The sequence below is a fragment of the Domibacillus sp. A3M-37 genome, assembly GCF_024213455.1.
Taxonomy (GTDB): domain Bacteria; phylum Bacillota; class Bacilli; order Bacillales; family Domibacillaceae; genus Domibacillus; species Domibacillus tundrae.
The window spans coordinates 17,473-43,648 of the sequence record NZ_JANAVL010000021.1; the positions used below are offsets into that span (position 1 = coordinate 17,473).

Consider the following 26,176-nt stretch of genomic DNA (forward strand, 5'->3'; position numbering starts at 1 on the left):
ACACCTTATAGCAACTTTTATATTATGCAACTGGTTATGCGGCTTTTACTGCGTAAATGATGGCGGCAGATACAGAGGAAGTGCGGCACAAGTAGTTGTATTCACTAACTGACACTGGATGGCTACTAATTTTTTAAGCAGGTCAGGGGCTTTTTTTGCTGCTTTATTATAATATGCGATGTTCTCAGGATATATTATTAGTTTTAAGGTGCTTTTTAGCTCTTTTAAGACCGTTTTGCTGGTATTTGAGATGTGAAGTGAAGGGGAAGGGGAGAAAACGCCTAAAACAAGCAGAAAAGGCATTATTTACCCCATAGTCCCTTCGATAATATGTTCATTCATTCACAAATTTATTGCATCTTTTATTTTTTCTTCGGGGACGGACTTCCATCGCTCTAATTCCTCTTTTCCGACCATCACTAGATCCACATGATGGTATCCCTTTAAGATTTTTTCAATGGATTTCTCGGCGGGCAGCCAGCATATCACCTTAACCCGCTTCCCATCTTGGTTGAATTTCTGCGGCGTATAAATTTTTCGCAGCATGAGAATGACATTCCAGTTCATCAGAAGGTGATCAACAACATATGCTTCTTTGCCGTCTTTTTCATGTACATAGGATGCAAAAAGAGATTTATTGGAGTCCGCTACTTCACTTGACTTCTTAACTTTTCCTCCTAAGACAGATTGAAACTGTTCAATCCGCTCGTTTTCTCCATTTGGAAGCGTGATTATATCTACAGCAAAGTCTTTTCCCATCGGAATCAGGCAAAATTCACCTAAATGGCTGCTCATAAACAGAAGAAAGCTTCTCTTTTCACTCTTATGTTCCATCAGCTGCTCATACATGTCCTTCGTTGGTACAAGACAGATGATTTTACCACTCTGTTTATACATTTCAATCTCATTCATCATAATTTCTATCGTTTTATCATTAAGAAGGGGAGTTCGTTTACGCTTATATGCGTTTTCAATGAACATGTAATAGCCAGCCGTATTCGTCCCCATTTTTCAGTTTCACACCTCCGCGAGCCCTGGCCGTTCTATTCATGCCGTGCCGCGCTTTCCATTCTCTTGAATCAATTACACTGATTCCAGCCTTCATTAGCCGGACAAATACATCATTTACACTTACAATATAGTGAAGAAGGGAGCGGTCCGGTTTCAATTCCGTGGTTGTTTTCACTCGTATCCCTTTTACGCCCTCAGAAACAAGCCGCTCCGATCCTAGTTTCGTTAGGTGAAGTACCTTGTTTTGACGTCGACCCTGGACAAAATGGATCGTTGAATCTATATAATGCTTTTCTTCCATCTTTTTGATCTTCTTATAAGCGTTTTCTATCTTTCCGTTGAAGTATAATTGCGCAATTTGGTTTACAGTGAGTGCTTTTAGGCGGTGAATCTCCTTTAAGATTTCAACTTCATTATAAACCATTGGCCTTCCTCTCTTTTTCATCGCTTTCTCTCCTTCCTACATGATGCTCCCGTTTGCGATTTTCCCTCATTTCACTCAAGCAGAGCTTTCGCTTCATTCCCTCAAATCGCTTTATTTGTGGTTCTTTACAGGCATAGCCGCATTCCCATTGAACAAGTCGCTCACCATCCATCTTTTTCGTTATATTATCCCTATCTCCTAAATCCGTTCAGCTTTATACGATAGCTATTCCTTCTCTACTGGTATTTCCCTCACTCCGCTTCCGCTTCATTCCCTCAATCCCTAAACTTTGATGCTCAATTTATTTGCTCTTTCCTCAAATCCATTCATGATATGCGCTAGTTTTTTATCCCTTTTTCTTTAAGAGTCTATTCGTTTTTTTATGCAAAGTTTTCACCCGTGTTAGCCTGACGTAATGGAGTTTCCCTCACTCCACTCAAGCAAAGCTTTCGTTTCATTCCCTCAACTCCTTGGCAGCGTTCTTCCTTAACGCCTCTGAAAAACACTAGTCAGCAAAAGGTAACAAGACACTTCCATGTTTAGCTCTTTCTAGAGGAAAGGACGCTAAACTTCCCTTTTTTAATAACGCTGGATTTTCCCTGCATACATTATTAAAAAACTTAATATACCAAGGGTTTAACAGCTTCTTTACTTCCAGTAGCGTCACAAAATGGCTTTTTCATTCTTAATAACGTTTCCCGCCTAGAAATCAAAGGCTTCGTCGCTGTTCACTGGAAGTAATTAAATTAGTTCCAGTGAATTAGCACCCTTGTAATTTCATACTGGAACTAAATAAATACCATGTTTTAGGAGGAATCCGGACTTTCACTGGAACTAATTCTTTAATAATTTTGATGTAACATTCTGTGTATTGCTGCTTTTGCTTTTTTACCTGATTAGTACAAACCAGCTATCTGATTTACTCTATTCATATCTTGAAATTCGGAAATAAATATTCTTACTTTCGCATATTCATGCGTATATTTTCCGGTATGAAGATATGTAAGAGACTGCCAATTATCATCCTTGATTACCTTTGTAGAGGAAAAACTTTATGATGTTCCATTTGAATTAATTAAATAATGAAAGCGGAGATTGTCTCAATCTATTGGAGACAGTCTCCATTTTATTTTGCTTCGAAGGCTGTATTAGAAGAGAGTTCTTTTCATTTACTAGCTAAGTAGATTATATTGACTATGCAGTTAGTGAATGAAAAATTAACTTTAAAAATTTTCCTACTTTAAAATTTGCGGGAAATAGTCTTTTAATTTCCTTATCAAATTGCATACTATTTTGATCGTTTTTCCCATCATGAAGGTAAAATTTTTCTTGATGTGGGACTAGTCCCACACTTTACAATTATTTTTATAAAAACCTTTTTTCTAGAAAGTGTAAATAGAAAAGGATTTTTTTATACCAAACTTATATATAGGGGTGATTCTATGACAAATATAAGAGATATTGCGAAGCTTGCAGGTGTTTCTAAGTCAACTGTTTCTCGTGTAATTAATAATGAAGGATATGTCAGTGAGGAAAAAAAAGAAGCGGTACAGCAGGCGATAAAAATAAGTAATTATCAAAAAAATATGAATGCTGTTCGATTAAGCGCAGGGAAAACATTTTTGATTGGTGTTGTCATTCCTTTTTCGGATCACCCCTATTTTGCTCAGTTAATTAAAGGCATTTCCAACGAAGCATTAACAACAAAATATCACCTTATCTTAATTCAGTCAGATTACAAAGAAAGTAGGGAAATAGAGGCCCTCGATATGCTAAAACACAAATTAATTGATGCGTTAATTATCTGCTCAAGGATTTGTGATTGGAGCGTAATTGATCAATATGAATCGTATGGACCCATTGTTTTATGCGAAGATACACGGGGGAAGAAGACTCCCTCAACATTTATTGATCATTACAAAAGTTTCATTACAGCGTTGGAGTATTTGTATCAAAAAGGGCATAAAAAAATCGGTTATTGTATTGGACGGAGATCAGGGCCAAATAGTTTACGGAGAGAGTCGGCTTATAAAAATTTCATGAGAAAAATAAACGAACCTTTCCGCCCTCATTATATTTTTGAGCATTGTTTATACTTTGAAGATGGAGAACGAGTACTGAAGCAGATTAGAGAAATAAGTGATCCCCCAACCGCATTACTGGTCACAAGTGATCAAGTGGCAGCCGGTATTTTAACATGCAGCCAAAAAGAAAAAATCGTAATACCAGAAGACCTGGCCATTATTGGATTTGATAATCAGCCGATTGCAGAGATCATGAATATTACCACTATTGAAATGCCGTTAGTCGAAATAGGGAGAAAGCTTTTCCTCCAAGCAGTGAGTGAAGAAGCCGTTTTCCATGAAGAAATAGATATTCGATTAATTGAAAGAAAAACTGTTTAGAATAAAAAATATTTTTTGACTATCGACTTTACGATAGTCTTTTTTTATGTAAAAACGCAGTAATAGCAGTAATCTTTTCTACTTTTTTCAGGATAAAAAATATTTTTTCTTTTTTCAAAAAAAGTCTTGACATGGGACGCGTCCCATAAAATATTCTATTTTTACAAGGTAATAAACATACTTAACAACATATAAGGAGGTTTACGAGATGGAAAAACAAATGGTCTTTCTTGATCTAGATGGAACCTTGTTAAATGAAGAAAAAGCGATACCTGAGTCAAATAAAAAAGCGGTTCGCTTACTTCAGGAAAAAGGGATTCATACAGTGATCGCTACGGGGCGGACACCAGAGCAATTTGCGGAGATTCGTGAGGAGTTAAATATTCACTCTTATGTTTCTATCAACGGCCAGTACGTGGTGTTTGAAGGAGAAGTCATTTACGCGAATCCCATAGACTCATATGTACTGCATGACATTACAAACATGGCGAAAAGTAACGGGCATGCCGTAGCTTATTGTAACCATGAAGCGATAAAAGTGAGCGAGAAAGATCATCCTTTCATTAAAACAAGCTTTGATGAATTAAAAATGGCTTATCCTTCCGTTGACCGAGAGTTTTACAAGACGGCTGAAATTTATCAAGGTCATCTTTACTGTGACAGTCAGGATGTCCAGCTATATAAAGAGCGCTTTGCGGAATTCAATTTTGTAAGATGGGATGAATTTGCGGCAGATATCCTTCCGAAAGGAAGTTCAAAAGCGCTGGGCATTCAAAAGCTATTAGAGGCAGCTGGTGTGAAACAAGAAAACAGTTATGCTTTCGGTGATGGGTTAAATGATTTGGAAATGCTTACTTTGGTTGGAACGGGAATTGCTATGGGGAATGCAGTTCTTGAGGCAAAAGCTGTAGCTGATTTTGTAACAGATTCAAATTTAAGTGGCGGGATTTTAAAAAGTCTGATTCATCTAGGGCTAATCGAACCAGATGAGAGCTGCAAAGCAAAAACTTGTTGCGGGCGCTGCCGAGAAAAATCACGCCAGGACTTATTGAAAGCGGTTCACTTTATCTAAGAGGAGGAAATCATAATGAATGAAAAAAACAATATTTTGGTAATCCAGGAGTCTTTAAACGAACGTCCAAACAATGAGCCATTGCTTGTTTTAAGTGAAGAAGACTGGCGGTTCTGGAAAGAAATCGGCTATGTCGTCATCAAAAATGCGGTTCCAAAAGAACAAATTGAGCGCCTGAAAAACCTGATTTGGGAATTTGAAGAAAAGGATCCCGAGGATTCTTCCACCTGGTACGCGCCGCCTCGTGCAGAAAGCAAAATGAGTGAATTGAAAAACACCGGCATGGTGGAGCTGTACAATCATCAATACTTGTGGGATAACCGCATGTACCCAAAAGTTTACGATGCCTTCGTTGACATTTGGGGCCAAGAAAAATTGTGGGTGAGCATTGACCGTGCCAACCTGAATATGCCAATCAAGCCGGAGCATGAATACAAAGGATTTATTCACTGGGATGTTAATACGTCACTTGACCCGCTGCCGGTGAATGTCCAGGGCGTGCTTTCCTTAGTAGATTCTACCGAAGATATGGGCGGATTCCAATGTATTCCAGAATTATACCGAGACTTTCCGGAATGGGTGAAAACACAGCCGGCTGACCGGAATCCGTATAAACCGGATACAGCAGGCTATACACCGACCAAGGTGGTGGCAGAAGCAGGAGATTTGCTGATTTTTAATGCCGTGCAGCCGCACGGTATCCGTGCCAATAATTCAGATAAGCCGAGAATCGCCCAATACATCTCCATGTTCCCTGCGCAGGAAGACAACGAGGAGCTGAAAGAAACCCGAATCAAATCGTGGAAAGACCGCATACCGCCAGCGGGCGATGCCTTCCCTGGCGATCCACGCAACTGGGAGCAAGAAAAATATGAGCGTGCTGAACTGACTGAACTCGGGGAGAAATTACTTGGATTGAAAAAGTGGTAATCTATTTTACTAAAACGTAAAACCAATTCAATGAAAGTGGAGGGTGACGAACCATGAAAGCCGCTAATAGTAATATGAAACCGCAACCAAAAGAGCATATCGGTGTAATCAAATACTGTTGTCAAAAACATGTGACCGAGGCTGTGAAGGTCGTCTACCTTCCACACGTTGAAAAGATTAAATATAGCTACAAAACCTGCAGTTTCTGTAGCCAAAAAGCCAAGTACCAACTTTTCTAACTTTATTAAAAGCATTTGAAAAGACTTCTTTTTAGAACTTTTGATGATGAAAATATTAGCAAATCACTGCCCACAAAACTGTCGATCCATCAAGATTAAAAACATATTTTAAGGAGGAAATAAAATGAAGAAGACAAAAGTAAATAATATTCTTGAAATTGATATTCCATTGAATGAACGTCCGAATAACGAACCGTTACGAGTGTTAACGGAAGAGGAATTTAAGTTTTGGAAAGAAAATGGGTATGTTGTCGTTCGGAATGTCGTTCCGAAAGAACACATCGACCGCACCGTTAACCTGATTTGGGAGTTTGAAGAAAAAGATCCTAATGATCCTTCTACCTGGTACACGAAACCCCTTCGTGAGCATCAGATGCCAGAGCTTCAAGGAGCTGGCATGGTAGAGCTCTATAACCATCAATACTTCTGGGACAACCGTTCCTATCAAAAAGTATACGATGCTTTTGTGGATATTTGGGGAACGGAAAAATTATGGACAAGTATTGACAGATGTAACATGAGCTTTCCTAATAAACCAGGTTTTGAGTTCGAAGGGTTTATTCATTGGGATGGCAATACTTCTTCAGATCCACTGCCTGTTAATGTTCAGGGGATTCTGTTCTTAACCGATACAGATGTGGAAAGTGGCGGATTGAACGTCATTCCTGAGTTATACCGGGACTTCCCTGAATGGGTGAAAACGCAGCCTGCAGATAGAGATCCTTATCATCCGGATTACACAGGTTATACGCCAACTCAAGTAACCCTGAATGCAGGTGACTTATTAATATTTCATGTGATGCAGCCTCATGGCTTGCGTAAAAACGTTTCGGATACGCCAAATATTCATCAATACATTTCGATGTTCCCGGCACAGGAAAACAATGAAGAATTAAAAGAATGGAGAATTAAGCAGTGGAGTGACAGAGAGATTCCGGAAGGAATTGCATTCCTGGGCGACCCTCGAAATTGGGAAAAAGAAAAATATGAGCGTGCTGAACTTAATGAACTGGGTGAAAAACTGCTTGGATTAAAGAAGTGGTAAGGTAATCAATTCTATTTATTCATTTAAAGGTGAAGATTTTATAAAAGGGTGATGGAGATATTGTCTAAAAAAATGTTTGGCTTGCTACAGCAGATTGGGAAAGCGCTAATGCTTCCAGTAGCTCTTTTGCCTGCAGCAGGGATCTTATTAGGTATCGGCACAGCCATGCAAAATCCTACTTTATTAGAACGTGCATCATTCCTTGAGGCCGGATGGATTCAATTAGTAGCGATTGTTTTAGCGCAGTCTGGAGATATCGTATTCGCCAACTTATCGTTACTATTCGCGGTTGGGGTAGCCGTCGGCTTGGCAAAAGGTGATGGTGTAGCAGGAGTGGCAGCTATTGTTGGTTATCTAATGATGAATAAAACGATCAGTACCATTTTAATTTATACAGGTCAGCTTGACCCAGCTGATGTCGCATCGAATCCAGCCTATACAACCATATTAGGCATTCCTACCTTAGCGACCGGTGTATTTGGCGGTATTATAATCGGTGTATTAGCCGCGATGATGTTTAATCGATACTACAATATTGAACTTCCTCCTTATTTAGGATTTTTCGCAGGCAAACGATTTGTTCCTATTATTACGGCTGTCTTTTCTATCGCGATTGGGGCTATTATGATTGCTGTATGGCCGCCTATTCAAGAAGGATTAAATGCTTTATCCAAAAATATGATTCATGCAAATCCTACCTTATCTGCTTTTGTTTTTGGTTTGATTGAACGCGCACTCATTCCTTTTGGTCTGCATCACATTTTTTATTCTCCTTTCTGGTTTGAATTTGGGGAGTATGTCAATAAAGCAGGCGAAGTCATTCGTGGAGACCAGCGTATCTTCTTTGCGCAGCTAAACGATGGGGTTGAATTAACTTCCGGTACTTTTATGACAGGCAAGTTCCCGTTCATGATGTTTGGTTTACCGGCAGCTGCATTGGCGATGTATCATGCGGCTCGCCCTGAAAAGAAAAAATTGGTTGCAGGGATTATGGGTTCTGCTGCTTTAACGTCATTTTTAACAGGCATTACAGAACCAATCGAATTTACCTTTTTATTTATTGCTCCTGTCTTGTTTGCCATCCACTGTGTCTTTGCCGGCTTGTCATTTATGATCATGGATCTATTAAATGTAAAAATCGGAATGACCTTCTCTGGCGGTATTATTGATTATCTATTGTTTGGAGTTCTACAAAATCGCACAGACTGGTGGTTAGTCATTCCAGTTGGCCTCGTTTTCTCGGTTGTTTATTATTTTGGGTTCCGCTTTATGATCTCAAAATTTAACTTAAAAACCCCAGGGCGTGAAGTAGAAACAGCGGATTCGGCAGTAACAGCAGAGGAATTGAATGAATTACCACGCAGTATTTTGGCGGCTTTAGGCGGGCATGAAAATATTACACATTTAGATGCATGCATTACCCGCTTGCGCGTGTCCGTAAATGATATTGGAAAAGTTGATAAGGACCGGTTAAAAGGTCTTGGAGCTGCTGGTGTTCTGGAGGTAGGAAACAATATCCAGGCTATTTTCGGCCCGAAATCCGATCAGCTAAAAGAACAAATCAAAAAAGTGATTGCTTAAGAAATTTGCTGTTTAGACAAAATATTAGGAATACATGGGGGTATTGTCTTGTTAAAAAAATTATTCGGAAAAAAACCAAAAATTTTGGAAGTAAAATTAGTATCGCCCGTTGAAGGAACAATTTTAAAGCTTGAAGATGTACCAGATCCAGTTTTTTCGCAGAAAATGATGGGAGATGGTATTGCTTTCTTTCCTATAGAAGGCAAGGTAGTGGCCCCGGCTGATGCGATAGTCATCAATGTCTTCCCGACGAAGCATGCCATTGCATTGGAAACGGCAGAAGGGCTGGAAATATTAATTCACATTGGATTGGACACGGTTAACATGAAGGGAGAAGGATTTTCTGTTTTTGTAGCAGAAGGGGATCAAGTTAAAGCCGGGGATCTGTTGATTTCCTACAGTCTTGAGCTGGTAAAAGAAAAAGCATCCAGCATTGTTACACCGATGATTATTACTAACGGCAATATTTTAAAAGAGTTACAGCATCACTACGGTGGACAATCTGTAGCTGGTAAAACGACCGTTCTGACAGCTGTATTCGAATAGGACAATAAGTGAAATGGAGATTTAACATTACTATAAAAACCTCCATTTTTTTGTTTGTTTATTTCCCGTCAAATAGCCGTTTATTAAAAAATTCGTTGAGGAGAGATAAAATGATTCGATTTGGTGTAATAGGCACAAACATCATTACAGAAGAGTTTATTGAAGCTGCAAATAGTGTAAAAGATCTTTTGTTAACAGGTGTCTATTCACGGACAGAAAAACGGGCCGAAGAATTCGCTCGGAAATTTAATATACCAGCTACTTTTACAGATTTAGAAGCAATGGCCAACAGCCAAGATATTGATGCTGTTTATATTGCGAGCCCCAACTCTTTTCATGCCGAGCAGGCCATTTTATTAATGAAACATGGAAAACATGTTTTATGCGAGAAACCAATTGCCTCTAATCTAATGGAACTGCAGGAAATGATTAAAACGGCAAAAGAAAATCAAGTTTTGCTTATGGAAGCACTGAAAACAACCTTTACTCCTAATTTTAAAAGTATCCAAAATAATCTTCACAAAATAGGGAAAGTCCGCCGAAGCGTGGCAAGCTACTGCCAGTATTCTTCTCGTTATGATGCCTATAAATCTGGCCAGGTCCTAAACGCATTTAACCCTATTTTCTCTAACGGTGCTTTAATGGACATTGGTGTTTACTGTATTTACCCAATGATTACTTTGTTTGGAAAACCACAGAGTATAAAAGCAAATGGAATCCTCCTGGAATCCGGAGTGGATGGTGAAGGAAGCCTCATTATGCAATATGAAGAGCAAGAGGCGGTCATTATGTTTTCTAAAATCACAAGTTCTTCTATTCCTTCTGAAATACAAGGTGAGAATGGCAATATAATCATTGATCAAATGAATATCCTCAAAACATAAAGATTCATTACAAAGACGGAACGATTGAAGATATTACACACATCCAAACGGCTCATTCTATGTATTATGAGATCGAAGAATTTATTGGGTTGCTAAAAAAGGGGATTTTTGAATCCTCTATAAATTCTTTTTATAATTCCGTTACTGCAGCAGAAGTAATGGAAGAAGCAAGAAAACAAATAGGTCTTGTTTTTCCTGCTGATAATTATTAAAAATATTAGTATTTATCGGGATTATCCTGTTACTTCTGCGTTAGATGTAAAAACATCGCTATTGATGTTGGTTTGTGTGTTCCAAAACTCGTCCTTTTTTGAACACGACCATCTAGTTCTCAAAAAGGTGTCACTTTTGACGGTATTTTGCGCAGATTTTAAGTATTAATTTGCTCAATAGAGTCATAAGAGGCTCGTGATTTTCTTGTTGGTAATCATGAGCCTCTTTCATACTTATTCAAGTATTTATTGTTCAACAGTAAATGATAACAATTCGTCCTTTATACGGTGTATGTTTGGAGTTCAGTGAATAAAAGCGAGTGTCCTTTAACGAACCTGCCTTTTCTTTTTGGTGTACTTTTTCTTTGCCTATCTTCTACATAAGTACACTTTTACGCAAGGTTCATTATGAGACGCAAATATCTTATTGGCAGATGAATAAAGCTACCAAGGTAGTAGCGTAGAAACCTTTATCGGTGAGTATGAGGTACTCCCGAAGAAACAGGATTCGTTTTCCAACATAGTGATGATGATGTCCTGCATTAAAAGAGGTCAGTTCTGAAAAATGGTGGATATGGACGAGTACGGGCCGGTCATTCCATGTCGTAATATACAAATGATGAGAGTGGCTCAATATTCATGATTTAAGTGTTTTTCGATAAGCAAAATATGCTGATTTTATTAATAGATTAGATTTGGTCAATTCATTTATTGGACATTAAAGGTTCTTTTTTTGATCAAAAAAAGAAAAATATCTTGAATTCAAAATAATTTAATGCTAATATCAACAATGAAGTATCTTGAATTCGAGATATTTAAGAATACAAGTCTTATTAAATACCTATTTAGGAGGTTTAACTAATGTTAAACAATAAAGGAATTGGTGCTTTGATTTTACGGATTACGCTGGGGGTTATTTTCTTGGCTCACGGAACGGCGAAGTTTCAAGGAGGTATAGAAAATACCGTTGGCTGGTTTGAAAGTATTGGGCTGCCAGGTTTTATGGCCTATGCTGTGGCTGCAATTGAAGTAGTAGGCGGCATTGCGCTAATAGCTGGTGTGGGTACAAGAATTGTTTCTGCTTTGTTTGCTCTTTTATTAATCGGCGCTATTATTAAAGTGAAATTTGCAGCTGGATTTTTAAATGGTTATGCATATGACCTCGTTTTGCTTTCAATGTCTGTTTCCCTTTTTGTAGAAGGAAGCAAGCTGTATTCTGTCGGAAACCTTCTTTTCAATCAAGACAAAGAAACTAATCGTTATTCAAAATCAGTTTAAGTATCTCGATTTCAAAAATCTTTAAATCGAGATTTAAGAATAAAAACCGTCTATATGGGTAAAAAACAAACTGTTGGGTTTTATTTGGACCTGTGACGGAGTTTTACTACGAAGCGATAAAAAGGTGCAGGTGATCAAGTAATGGGATTTTTAGAAAAACTATTTGGAAATTCATCGAAAAAGGAGAGAGAAGTTATGACAAAGGTAAAAACAGCGATTATCTATTACAGTTCTGGTGGGACTAATTATCAACTAGCTCAATGGGCTGCAGATGGAGCTAAAGAAGCGGGCGCTGAAGTAAAGGTACTAAAAGTTGCGGAAACTGCTCCACAGGCTGCGATTGATTCGAACCCTGGATGGAAAGCCCATGTAGAAGCAACAAAAGATGTTCCAGAAGTGACACTGGCTGACCTGGAATGGGCAGATGCTATCATCTTCAGTGTTCCAACACGGTTTGGTAATATGCCAGCACAAATGAAAGCATTTATAGATACAACAGGTGGCCTTTGGTTCCACGGCAAACTTGCAAACAAAGTGGTAAGTGCTATGTCTTCTGCTCAAAACCCACATGGGGGTCAGGAAGCAACAATCTTATCCCTTTATACAACTATGTATCATTGGGGTGCCATTGTTGCAGCGCCTGGTTATACAGATCAAGTTACATTTGCGGCTGGCGGAAATCCATACGGAACTAGCGTAACGGTTGGCCAAGATGGAAAAATGATCGAGGATGTTCAGGCAGCTGTTAAACATCAGGCAAAACGTACAGTAACTGTTGCACAAGCAATTGTAAAAGGAAACCAATAATAACACCAGAAGAGCCAATCGGTTATCCGATTGGTCTTTTTTATAGGAAATCATGACACTCTTGAAAATTAGAACAAACGCAGAAGGGTTACGTTTCATATTAGGTTTATATTTCTTCTTTGCAGCAAGAAACATTTTCTATTGTAATTCTGGGGTCCATTTATAGAGGTTTACAGACCGAAAGGTGATCAAATACAGCCATTGGTTATGTAGTGTAAATTATTATATCTTCTAGTATTACTTCGATTGGACCAAGAAGTTATTCCCTTTACATATAGTTAGAAATATAACAGTGCTGAGCCAAAGGAAATGAAACACTTTTAAAAAAATATAAGACCGCTGATCAAATATTAGGTATGGGATCCAACATATATAACAAAAAACAAGTAAGTTGTTGACAAATATAAATTAATATTTTAAAATTATCTCATATTCAAGATATTTTAATTCGAGATAAATATCCTCCTTTGTAGGAAGTGTTTTTAATGGAATCAAACTGTATAAGTTAATCCTTTTTAGTATTTATAAAAGCCTTTAACACGATACTAATGGGATTTATTTCAGATTAAATATCTCGAATTCGAGATATTTAAAAGTAAGGATGATGTGAAAATGGCCGATTTTACACAAATAGTAAAAGAACGGCGGTCTGCAAGTAATTTTCTTGCGGATCACCGAAGAACTAAACGAAATTTTTAAATTGGTTAAACTTGCACCATCCGCTTTTAATCTTCAACATACAAAATATGTAACCATTATTGATCCTGTAATCAAAGAAAAGATAAAGAATGCTGCATATGGACAATATAAAGTAGCCAGTGCTTCAGCAGTTATCCTAGTCCTAGGAGACAAAAACGCATTTCAACAGGCTTCGGAAATTTATGAAGGTTTAATGATGTTAGGGATGGTTAATAAACAGGAATATAGCGATATGTTACATGATACTATTTCATTTTATGAATCGAGAGGCCAGGAATTCCAAAGAGATGAAGCGATAAGAAATGCTTCGCTATCTGCCATGCTGTTCATGATGGCTGCCAAGGATAAGGGCTGGGATACCTGTCCCATGATTGGATTTGATCCTGAAGCTGTTAAAGAGGTTTTAGACATAAGTGACCAAGACGAAGTGGTCATGATGATTACGGTCGGAAAAGAGAACGTAGAAAGCAGAAAACCACGAGGGTATCGCAAACCAGTCAGCGAATTTGTTACCTATTACTAAGCTAGATAAAGACCATAATGCACAAATATATTCTAAGGATTACATGAAAAAAGGAGCGAATGAAAATGAGTAAAAAAACAATGGGTATTCACCATATCACGGCAATTGTAGGGCATCCGCAGGAAAATGTAGATTTCTATGCAGGGGTCTTGGGGTTGCGTCTGGTTAAACAAACGGTCAATTTTGATGATCCAGGTACGTATCACCTTTATTTTGGGGATGAAGGCGGAAAACCAGGAACAATCATTACATTTTTCCCTTGGGTAGGTGCCCGTCAGGGAACAATAGGAGATGGCCAGGTAGGTGTGACTTCGTACGTGGTTCCTAAAGGAGCCATGGAATTTTGGGAAAAAAGACTAGCGAAGTTTGAGGTTCCTGTTACAAAGATGGAACGATTTGGAGAGCAATACTTAGAGTTTGATGATCCCCATGGACTTCATTTAGAAATTGTTGAAAGAGAAGAAGGAGAAAAGAATACGCGGCAGTTTGGTGAGGTTACACCGGATGTAGCCATTAAAGGTTTTGGTGGTGCGACACTATTATCAGCCCGGCCCGAAAAAACAGCTGATTTATTGGAAAATGTGATGGGTCTCGAAAAAATGGGTGAAGAGGGGGATTTTGTTCGTTTCCAATCTTCAGCTGATATCGGAAATATCATTGATTTAAAATTAACTTCTGTTGGGCGCGGACAAATGGGTACAGGTACAGTACACCACATTGCATGGCGTGCTGAAGATGACCAGGATCAGTTAGATTGGCAAAAACATGTAGCCAGTAACGGATATGGCGTAACTCCTGTTCAGGACAGAAACTACTTTAATGCGATTTACTTCAAGGAACACGGAGAAATCCTGTTTGAAATTGCGACGGATCCCCCGGGGTTTGCCCATGATGAGTCAGAGGAAACAATGGGGGAAAACTTGATGCTGCCTGAGCAGTATGAATCTCGTAGAGGGCAAATTGAACGGGTACTGCCTCCTTTTGAAGTAAGAGAGTTAGACTAAATCCGGACTGGAGTGATTTCTTTGCTTTCGATTGATCCATCGGCAAATACGGAAAGAGAAAATTATAAGTTTTTAATAGGAAGTATTATTCCAAGACCTATCGCTTTCGTCACAACGATGTCAAAAGAGGATACTTTGAACGGTGCACCATTTAGTTATTTTAATATTGTTTCGTCTAATCCCCCAATGATTTCATTATCTATTCAGCGTAATAAGGGGCAACAGAAGGATACAGCCCGAAATATCATTGAGTCAAAGGAATTTGTGGTCCATATTGTTGATGAACAAAATGTCAAAAAAGTGAATAGAACAGCTGCAAACCTCCCACCGGATCAAAGCGAAATTGAACTGGCACACTTAACGCCAATAGAGAGCGTAAAAATCTCTGTACCAGGGATAAAGGAAGCAAAAATCCGGATGGAGTGTTTATTGGAGCATTCCTTAGAATTAGGAGGCTTGGATGCTCCTGGATGTGATCACATTATAGGAAAAGTTGTTCAATTTCACATTGATAATGCGATTTATGAAAATGGAAGAATAGATCCAAAGGGATTAGGTGCAGTAAGCCGGTTGGCGGGTAATCATTATGCGACAATTGGTGAGATCTTTTCCGAAGAAAGACCCCAATAGTTACAGCAAAACCCTATTGGTGAAATGGTTTTTCGGGATGTAAAATCCTTTTTCGTGCATGGAAATGAGTCATTCCATACTGAAAGAAGCATGATAGTTGTCCGCTCCCTTAAAAAAGACGTTAAGCCTTTGTGTTTAAACGTTCTTTTTTAAGGGAGTATTTTTATGGACAAAAAGATGATCTGGATGAAAATGAAATGAAAAAGCTCGAAAGATACGATATGATTCTTTCTTGGTCATCATGACCAGACACAGCGAAAGGGATATAGCCTTACTCCTTTAAAAAACTAGGCTGCAACAGCTAATTCAGCTAACAAAAAAGCAAAAAGAGCATTTGACAACGTAAGAAACTTATTTTATAATTATCTCATATTCAAGATACTTTAATTCGAGATAAATTGATAAAATATTCTATAAGGGTGCGATGACCATGAGCCAAGAGTTAACTCTCAAATCCTTTGTCGTCTTTATGCGGGCTGCACAGGCTGTAGAAGAAAAAATCTACCAAGACATTGCGCGTTATGGAATAAATACCAGTGAATTTGCAGTGTTGGAATTGTTGTATCACAAAGGGCGGCAAACGATTCAACAGATTGGAAAAAAAGTGTTGCTTGCCAGTGGAAGCATGACATACGTGCTTGATAAGCTGGAGCAAAAAAACCTTGCAAAGCGGGAAAACTGTCCGGATGACCGGAGAGTCATATATGCGGTTCTTACAAATAAGGGAACCTCCTTTATAGAAGACATTTTTCCTCAGCATCAAAAAGTAATTGAACAGATTTTTGAAGGATTAACGGATCAGGAAAAACACGAATTTATCCATCTTGTTAAAAAAGTAGGATATCAAGCGAAAGACCATTAATTTTTTTGTTAAATATCTCGAATTCGAGATATTAACGAATTAAAGATTACGTTAAAACTGGAGAGATATTTTCAATCGAAAGACCCAAGTAACAGGAAAAGAGGCTGCTCAGCATGCAAAAAACAGCAGGCATTCACCATATTACCGCAATGGTCAACGATCCTCAAAGGACGATTGACTTTTATGCCGGGGTTCTCGGACTAAGGCTAGTGAAAAAAACGATTAATTTTGACCGCCCAGAAGTATACCATCTTTATTTCGGGAATGAATCTGGTGAACCAGGAACTGCGATCACTTTTTTTCCATGGGCTAAACAGTTAAAAGGACGCATCGGAACTGGACAGGTCGGGGTCATCCGTTTTATCATTCCAGCCGATTCGATGGAATTTTGGAAGAATCGGTTAAAGAAGTTTAATGTGAAATTTATTTCGGCCGTCCGTTTTGGTGAAAAGCATGTAGCTTTTCAGGACCCAGACGGCCTTGAAATTGAATTGGTAGAGCGAAGAGAAGGGACTGTAAATCATTGGGCGTTCGGAGGAATTCAGGAGGAAAATGCCATTCAGGGATTTGATGGAGCTCTTTTGATCTCCCCGCAGCCTCATAAAACAGCGGATGTGCTTGAAAATGTATTGGGTCTAGAATGCATTGGACAGGAAGAAGGCTTTCTAAGATTTAAATCGGAAGCATCGCTTGGAAACACTATTGATATTAAGCTGACTCCTTCTGTTCGTGGGCTGATGGGGGCAGGGACGATTCATCATATTGCCTGGAGAGCAAGAGATGAAGAAGAACTGCACAAATGGAGGGCGCTCCTTGTGGAAAAAGAGTACTACCCAACCGAAATACGTGATCGACAGTACTTTAAAGCCCTTTATTTTCATGAAGAGGGCGGCATTTTGTTTGAGATAGCGACCGATCCGCCAGGGTTTTCGATGGATGAACCAATGGAGACACTGGGACAAAAGCTGATGCTGCCGTCCTGGCTGGAGTCAAAACGAGAAGAATTAGAAAAGACCTTACCTCCTATTGAGGTTCGTGTTTTGGAAGGAGACCAAAAATGAAACACATCTTTCAAAAAGGCAAAGACCTTTCTAAACCCACGTTATTACTGCTTCATGGGACTGGAGGCAACGAGCTTAGCCTGATGCCCCTTGCCGGAAAAATTGATGAGGAGGCTTCTATATTAAGCGTAAGAGGAAATGTACTGGAAAATGGCATGCCGCGTTTTTTCCGAAGACTCTCAGAAGGCGTATTTGATGAAGAAGACCTGGTCTCCCGTACACAAGAATTGAATGCGTTTCTTGATGAATCTGCAGAAAAGTATGGGTTTGACCGGAATAATATAATCGCCATCGGTTATTCAAATGGAGCCAATATAGCGGCAAGCTTATTATTCCATTATCAAAATGCCTTGAAGGCGGCAATTCTTCATCATCCAATGGTACCCCGAAAAGGAATAGAGCTTCCTGATTTAACAGGGAAGTCCGTGTTTATTGCTGCGGGGACAAATGATCCAATTTGTTCGCCGATGGAATCTAAGGAACTCCAGTCTTTATTAGAAAAAGCAAATGCAGATATAGAGCTGTACTGGGAACACCATGGCCACCAGTTGACGCAGACAGAAGTAAATACTGCAGCGCAGTGGTATCAAAAACATTTTGCATAACGGTTAACAGTAACACTAAAAACAAAATAAAAAAGGAGGTTCGTTTTATGGCGGACTTAGGTTTATTCATTATTCGGATTATAATTGGAATCGTATTTTTTTACTATGGCACACAAAAATTATTTGGGTGGTTTGGTGGCTATGGCATTAAAGGAACAGGTGGATGGTTCGAGTCCATCGGCGTAAAACCGGGAAATGCAGCAGCTGCTTTTAGCGGCTTAGCAGAACTTACAGCGGGTATCTTATTTATCGCCGGTTTCTTTCTCCCTCTCGGTGCTGTGCTTATTACACTAGTTATGATCGGAGCGATTGCAAAAGTACACGGCGCTAAAGGCTTTGCTAACGCGGCCGGCGGATTTGAATACAACGTGGTGCTGATTGTCGTCGCCATTGGGCTTGCGCTCATTGGGCCAGGAGCTTATTCTATTAAAGAATTTTTAGGAGTGTAAACTCTTCTGTCGATTGAATAGCGAGAAAGAGAAGACATAATTCTGTAAATAAAAAGAGCCAACACGGAATTACACCCCAATTGTTAGACTGTGTCTAACAATTGGGGTGCTTTTTTATTGTTTTTGATGGGTATTCAGCTTTGTACTTTATATGTGTTCCAAAACTCGTGTTTTTTGTTCAATTGACAAATTATTCAACAGTAAAAACAAATTTATATTTTCAAAAAGAAAGCGTTGACATTGGTTTTTATCCATGATAATGTTTAACTATCAACTGAATAACAACTCCATTTTAGGATTGTTACTGGTTAAGCAGGCAAAACCTAAATCATAGAACGTATCAGAAGCCTATTTATGTCTTTCTGTCGTTGCATGATTTAGGTTTTTTTAATTTCATATGAAAAACAGGATTGTGACTGTTCGGCAGGCAAGACCTGGATTGATCTGAAGGCAGAAGTGTGCGCACCCTTTCTGTGTTGAGATCAGTCCGGGTCTTTTCTTTTAGCAAAACCAAAATGAAGGAGTGAAGAGATGATGAGTTACACTAAACTTGCAAGCGATATCATTAAGAATGTCGGAGGTGAACAAAACATCTCCAGTCTTGTACACTGTGCCACAAGACTACGGTTTAAATTAAAAGACCGGAAAAAAGCGAATAAAGATGTTTTGCAAGACATGAACGGTATTCTTAGTGTCGTAGAAAGCGGCGGGCAATTTCAAGTCGTCATCGGAAACCATGTTAACGATGTCCATAAAGAAATTATGAATCAAGTAAATCTGGGTGACACGTCAGATTCTTCAAATGAAAGCAGCGAAAAAGTAGGCATCCTTTCCAAAGTGTTTGAAGTTGTTTCAGGAAGTTTTTCTCCATTGCTTGGCGCACTTGCAGGCGCTGGTATGTTAAAAGCGTTGCTAACCGTTTTAACAATGCTTGGCTGGATGTCGGCAGAAAGCGGCACGTATTTCGTTCTTTCAGCAGCTGGAAACGCTGTTTTCTACTTCCTGCCAATTTTCCTTGGCATTACAGTAGCTATTAAACTTGGCGCAAATCCATATATCGGAGGCACGATCGGGGCGGCTTTGCTGGAACCGAATCTAACGTCGTTAGCAACAGCTGAAGGTACACAGTCATTTTTAGGTATTCCGCTTGTTTTAATGAACTATTCTTCTACTGTTTTCCCAGTTTTTATCGCTGTATTGATTTATTCAATGTTAGAAAGATTTTTGAAAAAAGTCATTTACAAAGATGTTCAAATGTTTTTAGTTCCAATGATTTCATTAATGGTCATTGTGCCATTAACCGTTCTCGCTTTTGGTCCATTCGGTGTTTATGTTGGTAATGCAATTGGCGACTCTGTTCTTTTCCTTGGCGAGAAAAGCGGTATTTTAACAGGAGCTGTTATGGGAGCCGGATGGACATTCTTAACGATTTTCGGCCTGCACTGGGGACTAGTCCCAATTATCATAGGGAATCTTGCGAACGGCGGAGATCCGCTAGCGCCGATGTTGGCGGCAGCTCCTTTTGCCCAAATCGGTGTAGCGCTGGCTATTTTCCTTAAGGCAAAAGACAAGCAGCTAAAAGCGCTTGCTGGTTCAACCTTCCTGCCAGGCGCTTTAGCGGGTGTAACGGAGCCGATTATTTACGGATTAATGATGCGCTTTAAACGAACAATTCCATTTATCGCAATTTCGGGTGCGATTGGTGGGGCTATCAATGGAGCATTTGGTGTAAAAGGAATGGTTTTCGCATTCCCTAGCTTCCTGTCTATTCCAGCATTTTCACCGATGGCTCTTTATATGATCGGCATTTTCACAGCGTTTGTTCTTGCTTTTGGCTTAACATATCTCTTCGGATTTGAAGATAAAAAGCAAAAAGAAGCGGCTGAAGAGTCATCTCCAACAAAAGAAGCGGCGCCGATGGTCCGCAAAACAATGATTTCAAGCCCGCTAAACGGTGAAGTAAAACCGCTTAACTCTGTAAATGACCAAGTGTTTGCATCCGGTGCTCTTGGCAAAGGGGTAGCCATTGAACCTGTATCCGGGCAGGTGTATTCACCGATAAGCGGCAAAGTAATGACGCTGTTTCCCACAGGTCATGCAATCGGCCTTTTATCAGATGACGGCGTAGAGATGCTTATTCATATTGGCATTGACACGGTTCAGTTAAATGGTGAGTACTTTTCTCCAAAAGTAAAGCAAGGCGATCAAGTAAGTAAAGGTGATCTGCTTATTGAGTTTGATGTTAAAAAAATTCAAGAAGCAGGCTACCAAACAATAACACCTGTAATTATCACAAATACCAACGATTATCTTGATGTACTTGAAACCGAAAAACCGACAATTAACCAAAATGATGACCTTCTGACGATCATTGCGTAAAAACAATTAAAACGAAAAGCGTAACAAGGAATTTTTCTGGGACGCTTTTCGTTTATACCATTTAAAGGAGTCATGTTGAAATGACAAAACAAGTATTTCCTGAAGATTTTTTATGGGGCGGCGCAGTAGCGGCCAATCAAGTAGAAGGAGCTTATTTAGAAGGCGGCAAAGGATTATCTACCGTAGACCTTCTCCCTTTCGGCCCAAATCGAATGTCTTTAATGAAAGGGCGTGTTGATTCACTCGTTCCTGATCCAAATGAGTTTTATCCTTCCCATGAAGCCATTGATTTTTATCATCGATACAAAGAAGATACTGCCTTATTTGCAGAAATGGGCTTTAAAGCGCTTCGGGTATCGATCGCCTGGGCACGGATTTTCCCCAATGGAAATGACGAAACACCGAATGAAGAAGGTCTTCAGTTTTACGATGACCTATTCGATGAGTTATTGAAAAACAGCATTCAGCCCGTTGTTACAATTGCCCATTTCGATGTGCCCGTTCATTTGGTTGAACAATACGGAAGCTGGAGAAGCCGTGAACTTGTCAGCTTTTTCGAAACATATGCCAAGACGCTTTTTGTTCGCTACAAAAACAAAGTGAAATACTGGATGACATTCAACGAAATTAATATGCTGTTGCATTTGCCGTTTATCGGAGCCGGCCTCGTGTTTAAAGAAGGCGAAAATAAAAAGCAGATCCAATATCAGGCTGCCCATCATCAACTGGTCGCAAGCGCGCTTGCCGTAAAAGCCTGTCACGAAATAATTCCTGACGCGAAAATCGGCTGTATGCTCGCTGCCGGCTCCACCTATCCATATACATGCAACCCGGATGATGTTTTAAAAGGAATGGAGATGGACCGTGAATCATTTTTCTTTATTGATGTCCAGTCACGGGGCGAGTATCCAGGGTATGCAAAGCGGTTTTTCAAGGATCATAATCTGACTGTTCAAATGGAAGATGAAGATGAATCTCTTTTAAAAGAACATACCGTTGATTATATCGGATTCAGTTATTACGCAAGTCGGGCCATGAGTACAGATCAAGAGATCCTAAATAATATGACAGATGGAAATGTTTTTGCTTCTGTAGAAAATCCTTATTTGGAAAAGTCCGAATGGGGCTGGACAATTGATCCAAAGGGCTTCCGGATTACAGCAAATCAGCTGCATGACCGTTATCAAAAACCATTGTTTGTCGTTGAAAATGGACTGGGTGCTGTCGATGAGGTAAATGAACATGGTGAAATCAATGACCATTACCGGATTGATTATTTAAAGAAACATATTGAACAAATGGCAGAAGCCATTAAAGATGGTGTAGAGCTGATCGGCTATACAAGCTGGGGTCCAATCGATCTTGTCAGTGCTTCTTCTGGCGAAATGAAAAAACGGTACGGCTATATCTATGTTGAAAAAGATAACGAAGGCGGCGGCTCTATGAAGAGAATAAAAAAGAAAAGTTTTGACTGGTACAAAAAAGTCATTGAAACAAATGGCCAGGTACTTTAAGTATGAAATTCTTTTGATGAAACATACCTTTAGACAAGAATGAAAATAGAGGATTTTCGATCAGTACAAATACAAATGATTATCTGGATGTAATGGAAACAGAACAGCCGACTGCCCATCCAAATGAACATTTGTTAACTGTTATGACATAAAAAATCAAAATGAAGGAGTATTGACGATGACATTATTCAAAGCAGCATTTCCAGAGAACTTTTATTGGGGTGGCGCAACAGCTGCCAACCAGATTGAAGGCGCATTTGACAAGGAAGGCAAAGGGCTTTCTGCGGCTGACTTTGTCGCATACATTCCTAAATCAGAACGGTTAAAAGATAACGAAATGGAAGTCACATCTGAAGCTATTCAAAAAGCTTTAAACGGTGAGTCCACAACCCGCTATCCAAAGCGAGAAGGAATTGATTTTTACCACCATTACAAAGAAGACATTGCTCTATTTGCTGAGATGGGTTTTAAAGCATTCCGCCTTTCTATTCACTGGTCACGTATTTTTCCGAACGGATGGGACGAAACACCAAACGAAGCGGGCCTTCAATTTTATGATAATGTGTTCGATGAGCTCTTAAAACATGGTATTGAACCTGTTGTTACTCTATCTCACTATGAAACTCCGTACGGCCTGACAGAAAAATATAACGGCTGGGCCGGGCGTGAGACGGTCGACCACTTTGTCCGCTATGCAGAAACCGTTTTTAAGCGTTATAAAGAAAAGGTGAAATATTGGATTTCATTTAATGAAATCAATGTGATGACTCTCAGTCCCTACACAGGCGGCGGCATTTTATCAGACCGAGAAGAAGACCCTGTACAGGCAAAATATCAAGGACTCCATCATCAATTTGTAGCGAGTGCGCTTGCGACAAAAGCGCTTCATGAAATCATTCCGGGTGCTATGATGGGCTGTATGCTAGCTAAAATGACGCATTACCCACATACACCAAATCCAGAAGATGTGCTAAAAGCGCAGCAGGATAATCAACACAATCTCTTTTTTACTGATGTGCATGCACGAGGCGAATATCCAACATATATGAATCGATTCTTTAAAGAAAAAGGCATCTCGATTCGAAAAGAAGACGGTGATGAAGCGTTATTAAAACAATATACAGTTGATTACATTACATTTAGCTACTATATGTCTATGCTTTCTTCTGTGTCGCCCGAAGGTGAAGTGACCGCAGGTAATTTGTTTAACAGCTTAAAAAATCCATATTTGAAAGCATCAGATTGGGGCTGGCAGATTGATCCTATTGGACTTCGAGTAACTTTGAATGAGCTTTATGATCGCTATCGCCTGCCACTGTTTATCGTCGAAAACGGCCTCGGTGCTTATGATAAAGTTGAAGAAGACGGTTCGATTCACGATACGTATCGGATAGATTATTTAAAACAGCATGTTGAGCAAATGAAAGAAGCCATTGGAGACGGTGTCGACTTGATCGGCTACCTTGCCTGGGGTCCAATTGACTTGATTTCCATGTCGACCAGTGAAATGTCCAAGCGCTATGGTTTCATTTACGTAGATAAAGATGACGATGGAAATGGTACACTGGCTCGCAGCCGGAAAGATTCTTTTTTCTGGTACAAAACAGTAATCGAGAGCAACGGGGAAGAGCTTTAAAATAAAAACATTCCTTACAAAATAACTCAGCTTGCAGACAGCATTTTTACTTTAAAAACATTGTCTGCAAGCTTTTTTTATATGGTCATCCTCCTTAATAATCTCACTTTCATTATCACTTTCTTGCTCAAAAGTATCGATTTATGCATTGTTAGAAAGATTTTTGAAAAAAGTCATATACAAAGATGTTCAAATGTTCTTAGTTCCAATGATGTCATTAATGATTATTGTGCTATTAACCGTTCTCGTTTTTGGTCCATTCGGTGTTTATGTTGGTAATATGCTTCTCACTTGCCTTTTATAAGTGCCGGTCTTATTTTCAACGAATATGATAACAAGGAACAAATTCAATATCAAGCAGCGCATCATCAACTGGGTCACAAGCGTGCTTGCCGTAAAAGTATGTCACGAAAGGATTCCTGACGCGAAAATCGGCTGTATGCTCGCTGCCGGCTCCACCTATCCATATACGTGCAACCCGGATGATGTTTTAAAAGGAATGGAGATGGACCGTAAATCATCTTTCTTTACTGATGTTCAGTCGCGTGGAGAATACCCGAGTTACGCAAAACGTTTTTTTTAGGATCATAATTTGACTATTCAAATGGAAGATGGAGAGGAGTCTCTTTTAAAAGAACATACCGTTGATTATATCGAATTTAGTTATTATGCAAGCCGGGCAATGAGTACAGATCCTTCATTCTTTTATTTTACTATAACGTTCGTAAAGTGATTTCTTGCTTAAACGAACGCAAAAACCGGTGTTTTTTTGCATAAAGAAGAACCGTTCGTAAAGATCTACTTTTACCAACGGAAGTATTAATAGTAAATTGGAATCTATAAAGTTTTTCGCATAATTTCGAATACACAGAATCGATCAAAATTAATTGTTATTACTATCCATTTTTTCTTTCTCTATTTGTAACCCGGTGTATATGGATCATAAAATAAGCTATTTCATCTTTGGTAAGTGTAGTATCATAAGAATTCTCTAAATAGGCATTCACTTTCTGGCTGCATCGATAGGCTTCGGTATACTTATTCTTTAGCTGTTCATACAATGTATCATCATCTTCTTCCAAAATAAGCTCACGATTTTGTAAGCGATAAGCAAAATACCTTAGATGGGTTAGAAAACGGTTATAATTCATCGAGTTTTCATCTAACTCTATGCTATAATGATATTTAACAATATTTAGTATGTCATTTGCAATTTGTGTCATCATCATGGTTTGGTCCATGCCAGATCCACTTTCTTGAGCATTTATAAAATGCAAGGCAATAGACCCTGCCTCATCTTCTGGAAGCTTTATTTCGGTTTCTTTTTCAATTATCTGTAGGGCCTTAACGGCAACCTCAAATTCCTTTTTATAGAGTTTCTTTATTTCCCACAATAATGCATTCTTTATAGTCAAACCCTGTTGATATCGGGCTATAGCAAAACTAATGTGATCCGTTAAAGCCAAATAGACACTATCCTTAAAATTAACATCTAATTCTTTTTTTGCATACTGAATAATTTCATTTGAAATTTCCAAGTGTTCGACTGGAATATCCTGTATCAGCTCAGCTAGCTTTTCAGATAATCCTTTTGTTTCTAAAATGAAGGTTTTTTCCACCTTGGATAGGTCTACTTCGTCCCCTACTCTTTTCTGGAAAGCTAAGCCCTTTCCCATCATAACAATTTCAGTTTTTTCTTCTTTCCCAGCCAAAAGAACATTATTGTTGAACACTTTTTTGATTTTCACCTGTAAGCCACCTACTTTCTATTAAAAAACAAAAGACCTAAACAAACACAAAAATTTCGAGAAGGAAAATTTTTGTGTTTGTTTAGGTCATGCCTGCCGAACAGTAACATTCCTTTTATAATATCAATTATACTCCATATAGAAAACGGTTTCAACAAGAACCTTCTTAATTTAAATTTGTTTGATGGGATTTGTATGACAACTCGCTTCAACCGAGTCCCTTCAGCAATTAGATGAAATATCAACATTAACCTTTAACAGAGAATCTTTGACCGATTTTCTGGTATTGCACTAATTTATTTAGGAATAAAGTTAGCACTTGAAAAAAATTAATTTTAGATTATTGTTTCAATCTTAGTTATAGGTAAGGACGATATTGGTACTTTGCACTAACTGGGGACATGAATCTAAAATGAAGAATATGTGAATTTTTTCACTTAAACTATAGGGGGCTTTAGTTTAATATCCAAAGTTATCATAAGCCGAAAATATGCAAATTTTTATTCATTCCTTGTATGTTTTCGGCTTTCTTACATTCAAAAACATACTGCCGTAAACAGCATTTTTTAGGTTCTTACGTGAAGCTGGTGAACGGTTTTTTTATTGTTAGGCTGATATAATAAAGGAAAAGG

The 26,176-nt window shown here is 38.9% G+C and carries 19 protein-coding genes and 4 pseudogenes; 19 read left to right on the forward strand and 4 right to left on the reverse strand.

The genetic code is table 11. The features are described 5' to 3' along the window. Positions 1-45 precede the first annotated feature (45 nt). The 3 genes from NLX67_RS19540 to NLX67_RS19550 are packed head-to-tail and all read right to left on the reverse strand — an operon-like array spanning position 46 to position 1,456. Complete coding sequence (locus NLX67_RS19540) at positions 46-303, reverse strand: hypothetical protein (protein WP_254313079.1); 258 nt, start codon at positions 301-303, stop codon at positions 46-48. Between the two features lie 39 nt (positions 304-342). Further along, a complete protein-coding gene (locus tag NLX67_RS19545) occupies positions 343-1,008 on the reverse strand; it encodes a hypothetical protein (RefSeq protein WP_254313080.1) in 666 nt (221 codons plus the stop codon). Next, entirely contained in the window at positions 971-1,456 is a 486-nt protein-coding gene (locus NLX67_RS19550; protein ID WP_254313082.1) for a replication-relaxation family protein, read from the reverse strand. Before NLX67_RS19550 ends, NLX67_RS19545 begins: the two co-directional genes overlap by 38 nt. A 1,421-nt stretch (positions 1,457-2,877) precedes the next feature. Here NLX67_RS19550 and NLX67_RS19555 point away from each other — a divergent pair. The 19 genes and pseudogenes from NLX67_RS19555 to NLX67_RS19650 form a co-directional block, all read left to right on the forward strand. Continuing rightward, entirely contained in the window at positions 2,878-3,840 is a 963-nt protein-coding gene (locus NLX67_RS19555) for a LacI family DNA-binding transcriptional regulator (RefSeq protein WP_254313084.1), read from the forward strand. A gap of 208 nt (positions 3,841-4,048) precedes the next feature. Next, positions 4,049-4,912, forward strand: coding sequence for a Cof-type HAD-IIB family hydrolase (locus NLX67_RS19560; protein ID WP_254313086.1), 864 nt, complete (start codon positions 4,049-4,051; stop codon positions 4,910-4,912). A gap of 15 nt (positions 4,913-4,927) precedes the next feature. Continuing rightward, positions 4,928-5,842 carry a phytanoyl-CoA dioxygenase family protein gene (locus NLX67_RS19565; protein WP_254313088.1) on the forward strand — a complete coding sequence of 305 codons (915 nt, stop codon included), beginning with the start codon at positions 4,928-4,930 and terminating at the stop codon, positions 5,840-5,842. Between the two features lie 363 nt (positions 5,843-6,205). Beyond that, on the forward strand, positions 6,206-7,126 hold the full coding sequence (locus NLX67_RS19570) for a phytanoyl-CoA dioxygenase family protein (protein ID WP_254313090.1): 921 nt from the start codon (positions 6,206-6,208) through the stop codon (positions 7,124-7,126). 51 nt (positions 7,127-7,177) lie between these two features. Beyond that, positions 7,178-9,253, forward strand: a pseudogene (gene ptsG, locus NLX67_RS19575) (glucose-specific PTS transporter subunit IIBC). A gap of 110 nt (positions 9,254-9,363) precedes the next feature. After that, a pseudogene (locus NLX67_RS19585) lies at positions 9,364-10,349 on the forward strand (Gfo/Idh/MocA family protein). A gap of 861 nt (positions 10,350-11,210) precedes the next feature. Beyond that, positions 11,211-11,627, forward strand: coding sequence for a DoxX family protein (locus NLX67_RS19590; protein ID WP_254313096.1), 417 nt, complete (start codon positions 11,211-11,213; stop codon positions 11,625-11,627). A gap of 141 nt (positions 11,628-11,768) precedes the next feature. Beyond that, positions 11,769-12,434 carry an NAD(P)H:quinone oxidoreductase gene (gene wrbA, locus NLX67_RS19595; RefSeq protein ID WP_254313097.1) on the forward strand — a complete coding sequence of 222 codons (666 nt, stop codon included), beginning with the start codon at positions 11,769-11,771 and terminating at the stop codon, positions 12,432-12,434. Positions 12,435-13,046: 612 nt separating this feature from the next. Beyond that, positions 13,047-13,656: pseudogene (locus tag NLX67_RS19600) on the forward strand (nitroreductase family protein). 65 nt (positions 13,657-13,721) lie between these two features. Then, a complete protein-coding gene (locus NLX67_RS19605) occupies positions 13,722-14,660 on the forward strand; it encodes a ring-cleaving dioxygenase (protein WP_254313098.1) in 939 nt (312 codons plus the stop codon). A gap of 21 nt (positions 14,661-14,681) precedes the next feature. Next, positions 14,682-15,290, forward strand: coding sequence for a flavin reductase family protein (locus tag NLX67_RS19610; protein ID WP_254313100.1), 609 nt, complete (start codon positions 14,682-14,684; stop codon positions 15,288-15,290). A 424-nt stretch (positions 15,291-15,714) separates the two neighbouring features. Beyond that, positions 15,715-16,152, forward strand: coding sequence for a MarR family winged helix-turn-helix transcriptional regulator (locus NLX67_RS19615; protein ID WP_375143426.1), 438 nt, complete (start codon positions 15,715-15,717; stop codon positions 16,150-16,152). A gap of 113 nt (positions 16,153-16,265) precedes the next feature. Further along, complete coding sequence (locus tag NLX67_RS19620) at positions 16,266-17,213, forward strand: ring-cleaving dioxygenase (RefSeq protein WP_254313103.1); 948 nt, start codon at positions 16,266-16,268, stop codon at positions 17,211-17,213. Beyond that, positions 17,210-17,818: an alpha/beta hydrolase gene (locus NLX67_RS19625; protein WP_254313104.1), complete on the forward strand. Its 609-nt coding sequence runs from the start codon at positions 17,210-17,212 to the stop codon at positions 17,816-17,818. Before NLX67_RS19620 ends, NLX67_RS19625 begins: the two co-directional genes overlap by 4 nt. Positions 17,819-17,865: 47 nt before the next feature. Next, positions 17,866-18,267: a DoxX family protein gene (locus NLX67_RS19630; RefSeq protein WP_254313105.1), complete on the forward strand. Its 402-nt coding sequence runs from the start codon at positions 17,866-17,868 to the stop codon at positions 18,265-18,267. Positions 18,268-18,801: 534 nt separating this feature from the next. Next, on the forward strand, positions 18,802-20,646 hold the full coding sequence (locus NLX67_RS19635) for a beta-glucoside-specific PTS transporter subunit IIABC (protein WP_254313110.1): 1,845 nt from the start codon (positions 18,802-18,804) through the stop codon (positions 20,644-20,646). An 80-nt stretch (positions 20,647-20,726) separates the two neighbouring features. Continuing rightward, positions 20,727-22,160, forward strand: coding sequence for a 6-phospho-beta-glucosidase (locus NLX67_RS19640; protein WP_254313106.1), 1,434 nt, complete (start codon positions 20,727-20,729; stop codon positions 22,158-22,160). A gap of 178 nt (positions 22,161-22,338) precedes the next feature. Then, positions 22,339-23,796 carry a glycoside hydrolase family 1 protein gene (locus tag NLX67_RS19645; RefSeq protein ID WP_254313107.1) on the forward strand — a complete coding sequence of 486 codons (1,458 nt, stop codon included), beginning with the start codon at positions 22,339-22,341 and terminating at the stop codon, positions 23,794-23,796. 288 nt (positions 23,797-24,084) lie between these two features. Beyond that, positions 24,085-24,493 (forward strand): annotated as a pseudogene (locus NLX67_RS19650) (family 1 glycosylhydrolase); the annotation flags it as partial. Between the two features lie 199 nt (positions 24,494-24,692). On the opposite strand, the gene licT reads toward NLX67_RS19650, so the two are convergent. Further along, entirely contained in the window at positions 24,693-25,544 is an 852-nt protein-coding gene (licT, locus tag NLX67_RS19655; protein ID WP_254313109.1) for a BglG family transcription antiterminator LicT, read from the reverse strand. Positions 25,545-26,176: the final 632 nt, after the last annotated feature.

What these genes read in the sequence shown, in the direction of transcription:
- NLX67_RS19540 (WP_254313079.1), bottom strand. Translation starts at nt 303, where the DNA reads ATGCCTTTTCTGCTTGTTTTAGGCGTTTTCTCCCCTTCCCCTTCACTT.
- NLX67_RS19545 (WP_254313080.1), bottom strand. Translation starts at nt 1,008, where the DNA reads ATGGGGACGAATACGGCTGGCTATTACATGTTCATTGAAAACGCATAT.
- NLX67_RS19550 (WP_254313082.1), bottom strand. Translation starts at nt 1,456, where the DNA reads ATGAAAAAGAGAGGAAGGCCAATGGTTTATAATGAAGTTGAAATCTTA.
- NLX67_RS19555 (WP_254313084.1), top strand. Translation starts at nt 2,878, where the DNA reads ATGACAAATATAAGAGATATTGCGAAGCTTGCAGGTGTTTCTAAGTCA.
- NLX67_RS19560 (WP_254313086.1), top strand. Translation starts at nt 4,049, where the DNA reads ATGGAAAAACAAATGGTCTTTCTTGATCTAGATGGAACCTTGTTAAAT.
- NLX67_RS19565 (WP_254313088.1), top strand. Translation starts at nt 4,928, where the DNA reads ATGAATGAAAAAAACAATATTTTGGTAATCCAGGAGTCTTTAAACGAA.
- NLX67_RS19570 (WP_254313090.1), top strand. Translation starts at nt 6,206, where the DNA reads ATGAAGAAGACAAAAGTAAATAATATTCTTGAAATTGATATTCCATTG.
- NLX67_RS19590 (WP_254313096.1), top strand. Translation starts at nt 11,211, where the DNA reads ATGTTAAACAATAAAGGAATTGGTGCTTTGATTTTACGGATTACGCTG.
- wrbA (WP_254313097.1), top strand. Translation starts at nt 11,769, where the DNA reads ATGGGATTTTTAGAAAAACTATTTGGAAATTCATCGAAAAAGGAGAGA.
- NLX67_RS19605 (WP_254313098.1), top strand. Translation starts at nt 13,722, where the DNA reads ATGAGTAAAAAAACAATGGGTATTCACCATATCACGGCAATTGTAGGG.
- NLX67_RS19615 (WP_375143426.1), top strand. Translation starts at nt 15,715, where the DNA reads ATGACCATGAGCCAAGAGTTAACTCTCAAATCCTTTGTCGTCTTTATG.
- NLX67_RS19620 (WP_254313103.1), top strand. Translation starts at nt 16,266, where the DNA reads ATGCAAAAAACAGCAGGCATTCACCATATTACCGCAATGGTCAACGAT.
- NLX67_RS19625 (WP_254313104.1), top strand. Translation starts at nt 17,210, where the DNA reads ATGAAACACATCTTTCAAAAAGGCAAAGACCTTTCTAAACCCACGTTA.
- NLX67_RS19630 (WP_254313105.1), top strand. Translation starts at nt 17,866, where the DNA reads ATGGCGGACTTAGGTTTATTCATTATTCGGATTATAATTGGAATCGTA.
- NLX67_RS19635 (WP_254313110.1), top strand. Translation starts at nt 18,802, where the DNA reads ATGAGTTACACTAAACTTGCAAGCGATATCATTAAGAATGTCGGAGGT.
- NLX67_RS19640 (WP_254313106.1), top strand. Translation starts at nt 20,727, where the DNA reads ATGACAAAACAAGTATTTCCTGAAGATTTTTTATGGGGCGGCGCAGTA.
- NLX67_RS19645 (WP_254313107.1), top strand. Translation starts at nt 22,339, where the DNA reads ATGACATTATTCAAAGCAGCATTTCCAGAGAACTTTTATTGGGGTGGC.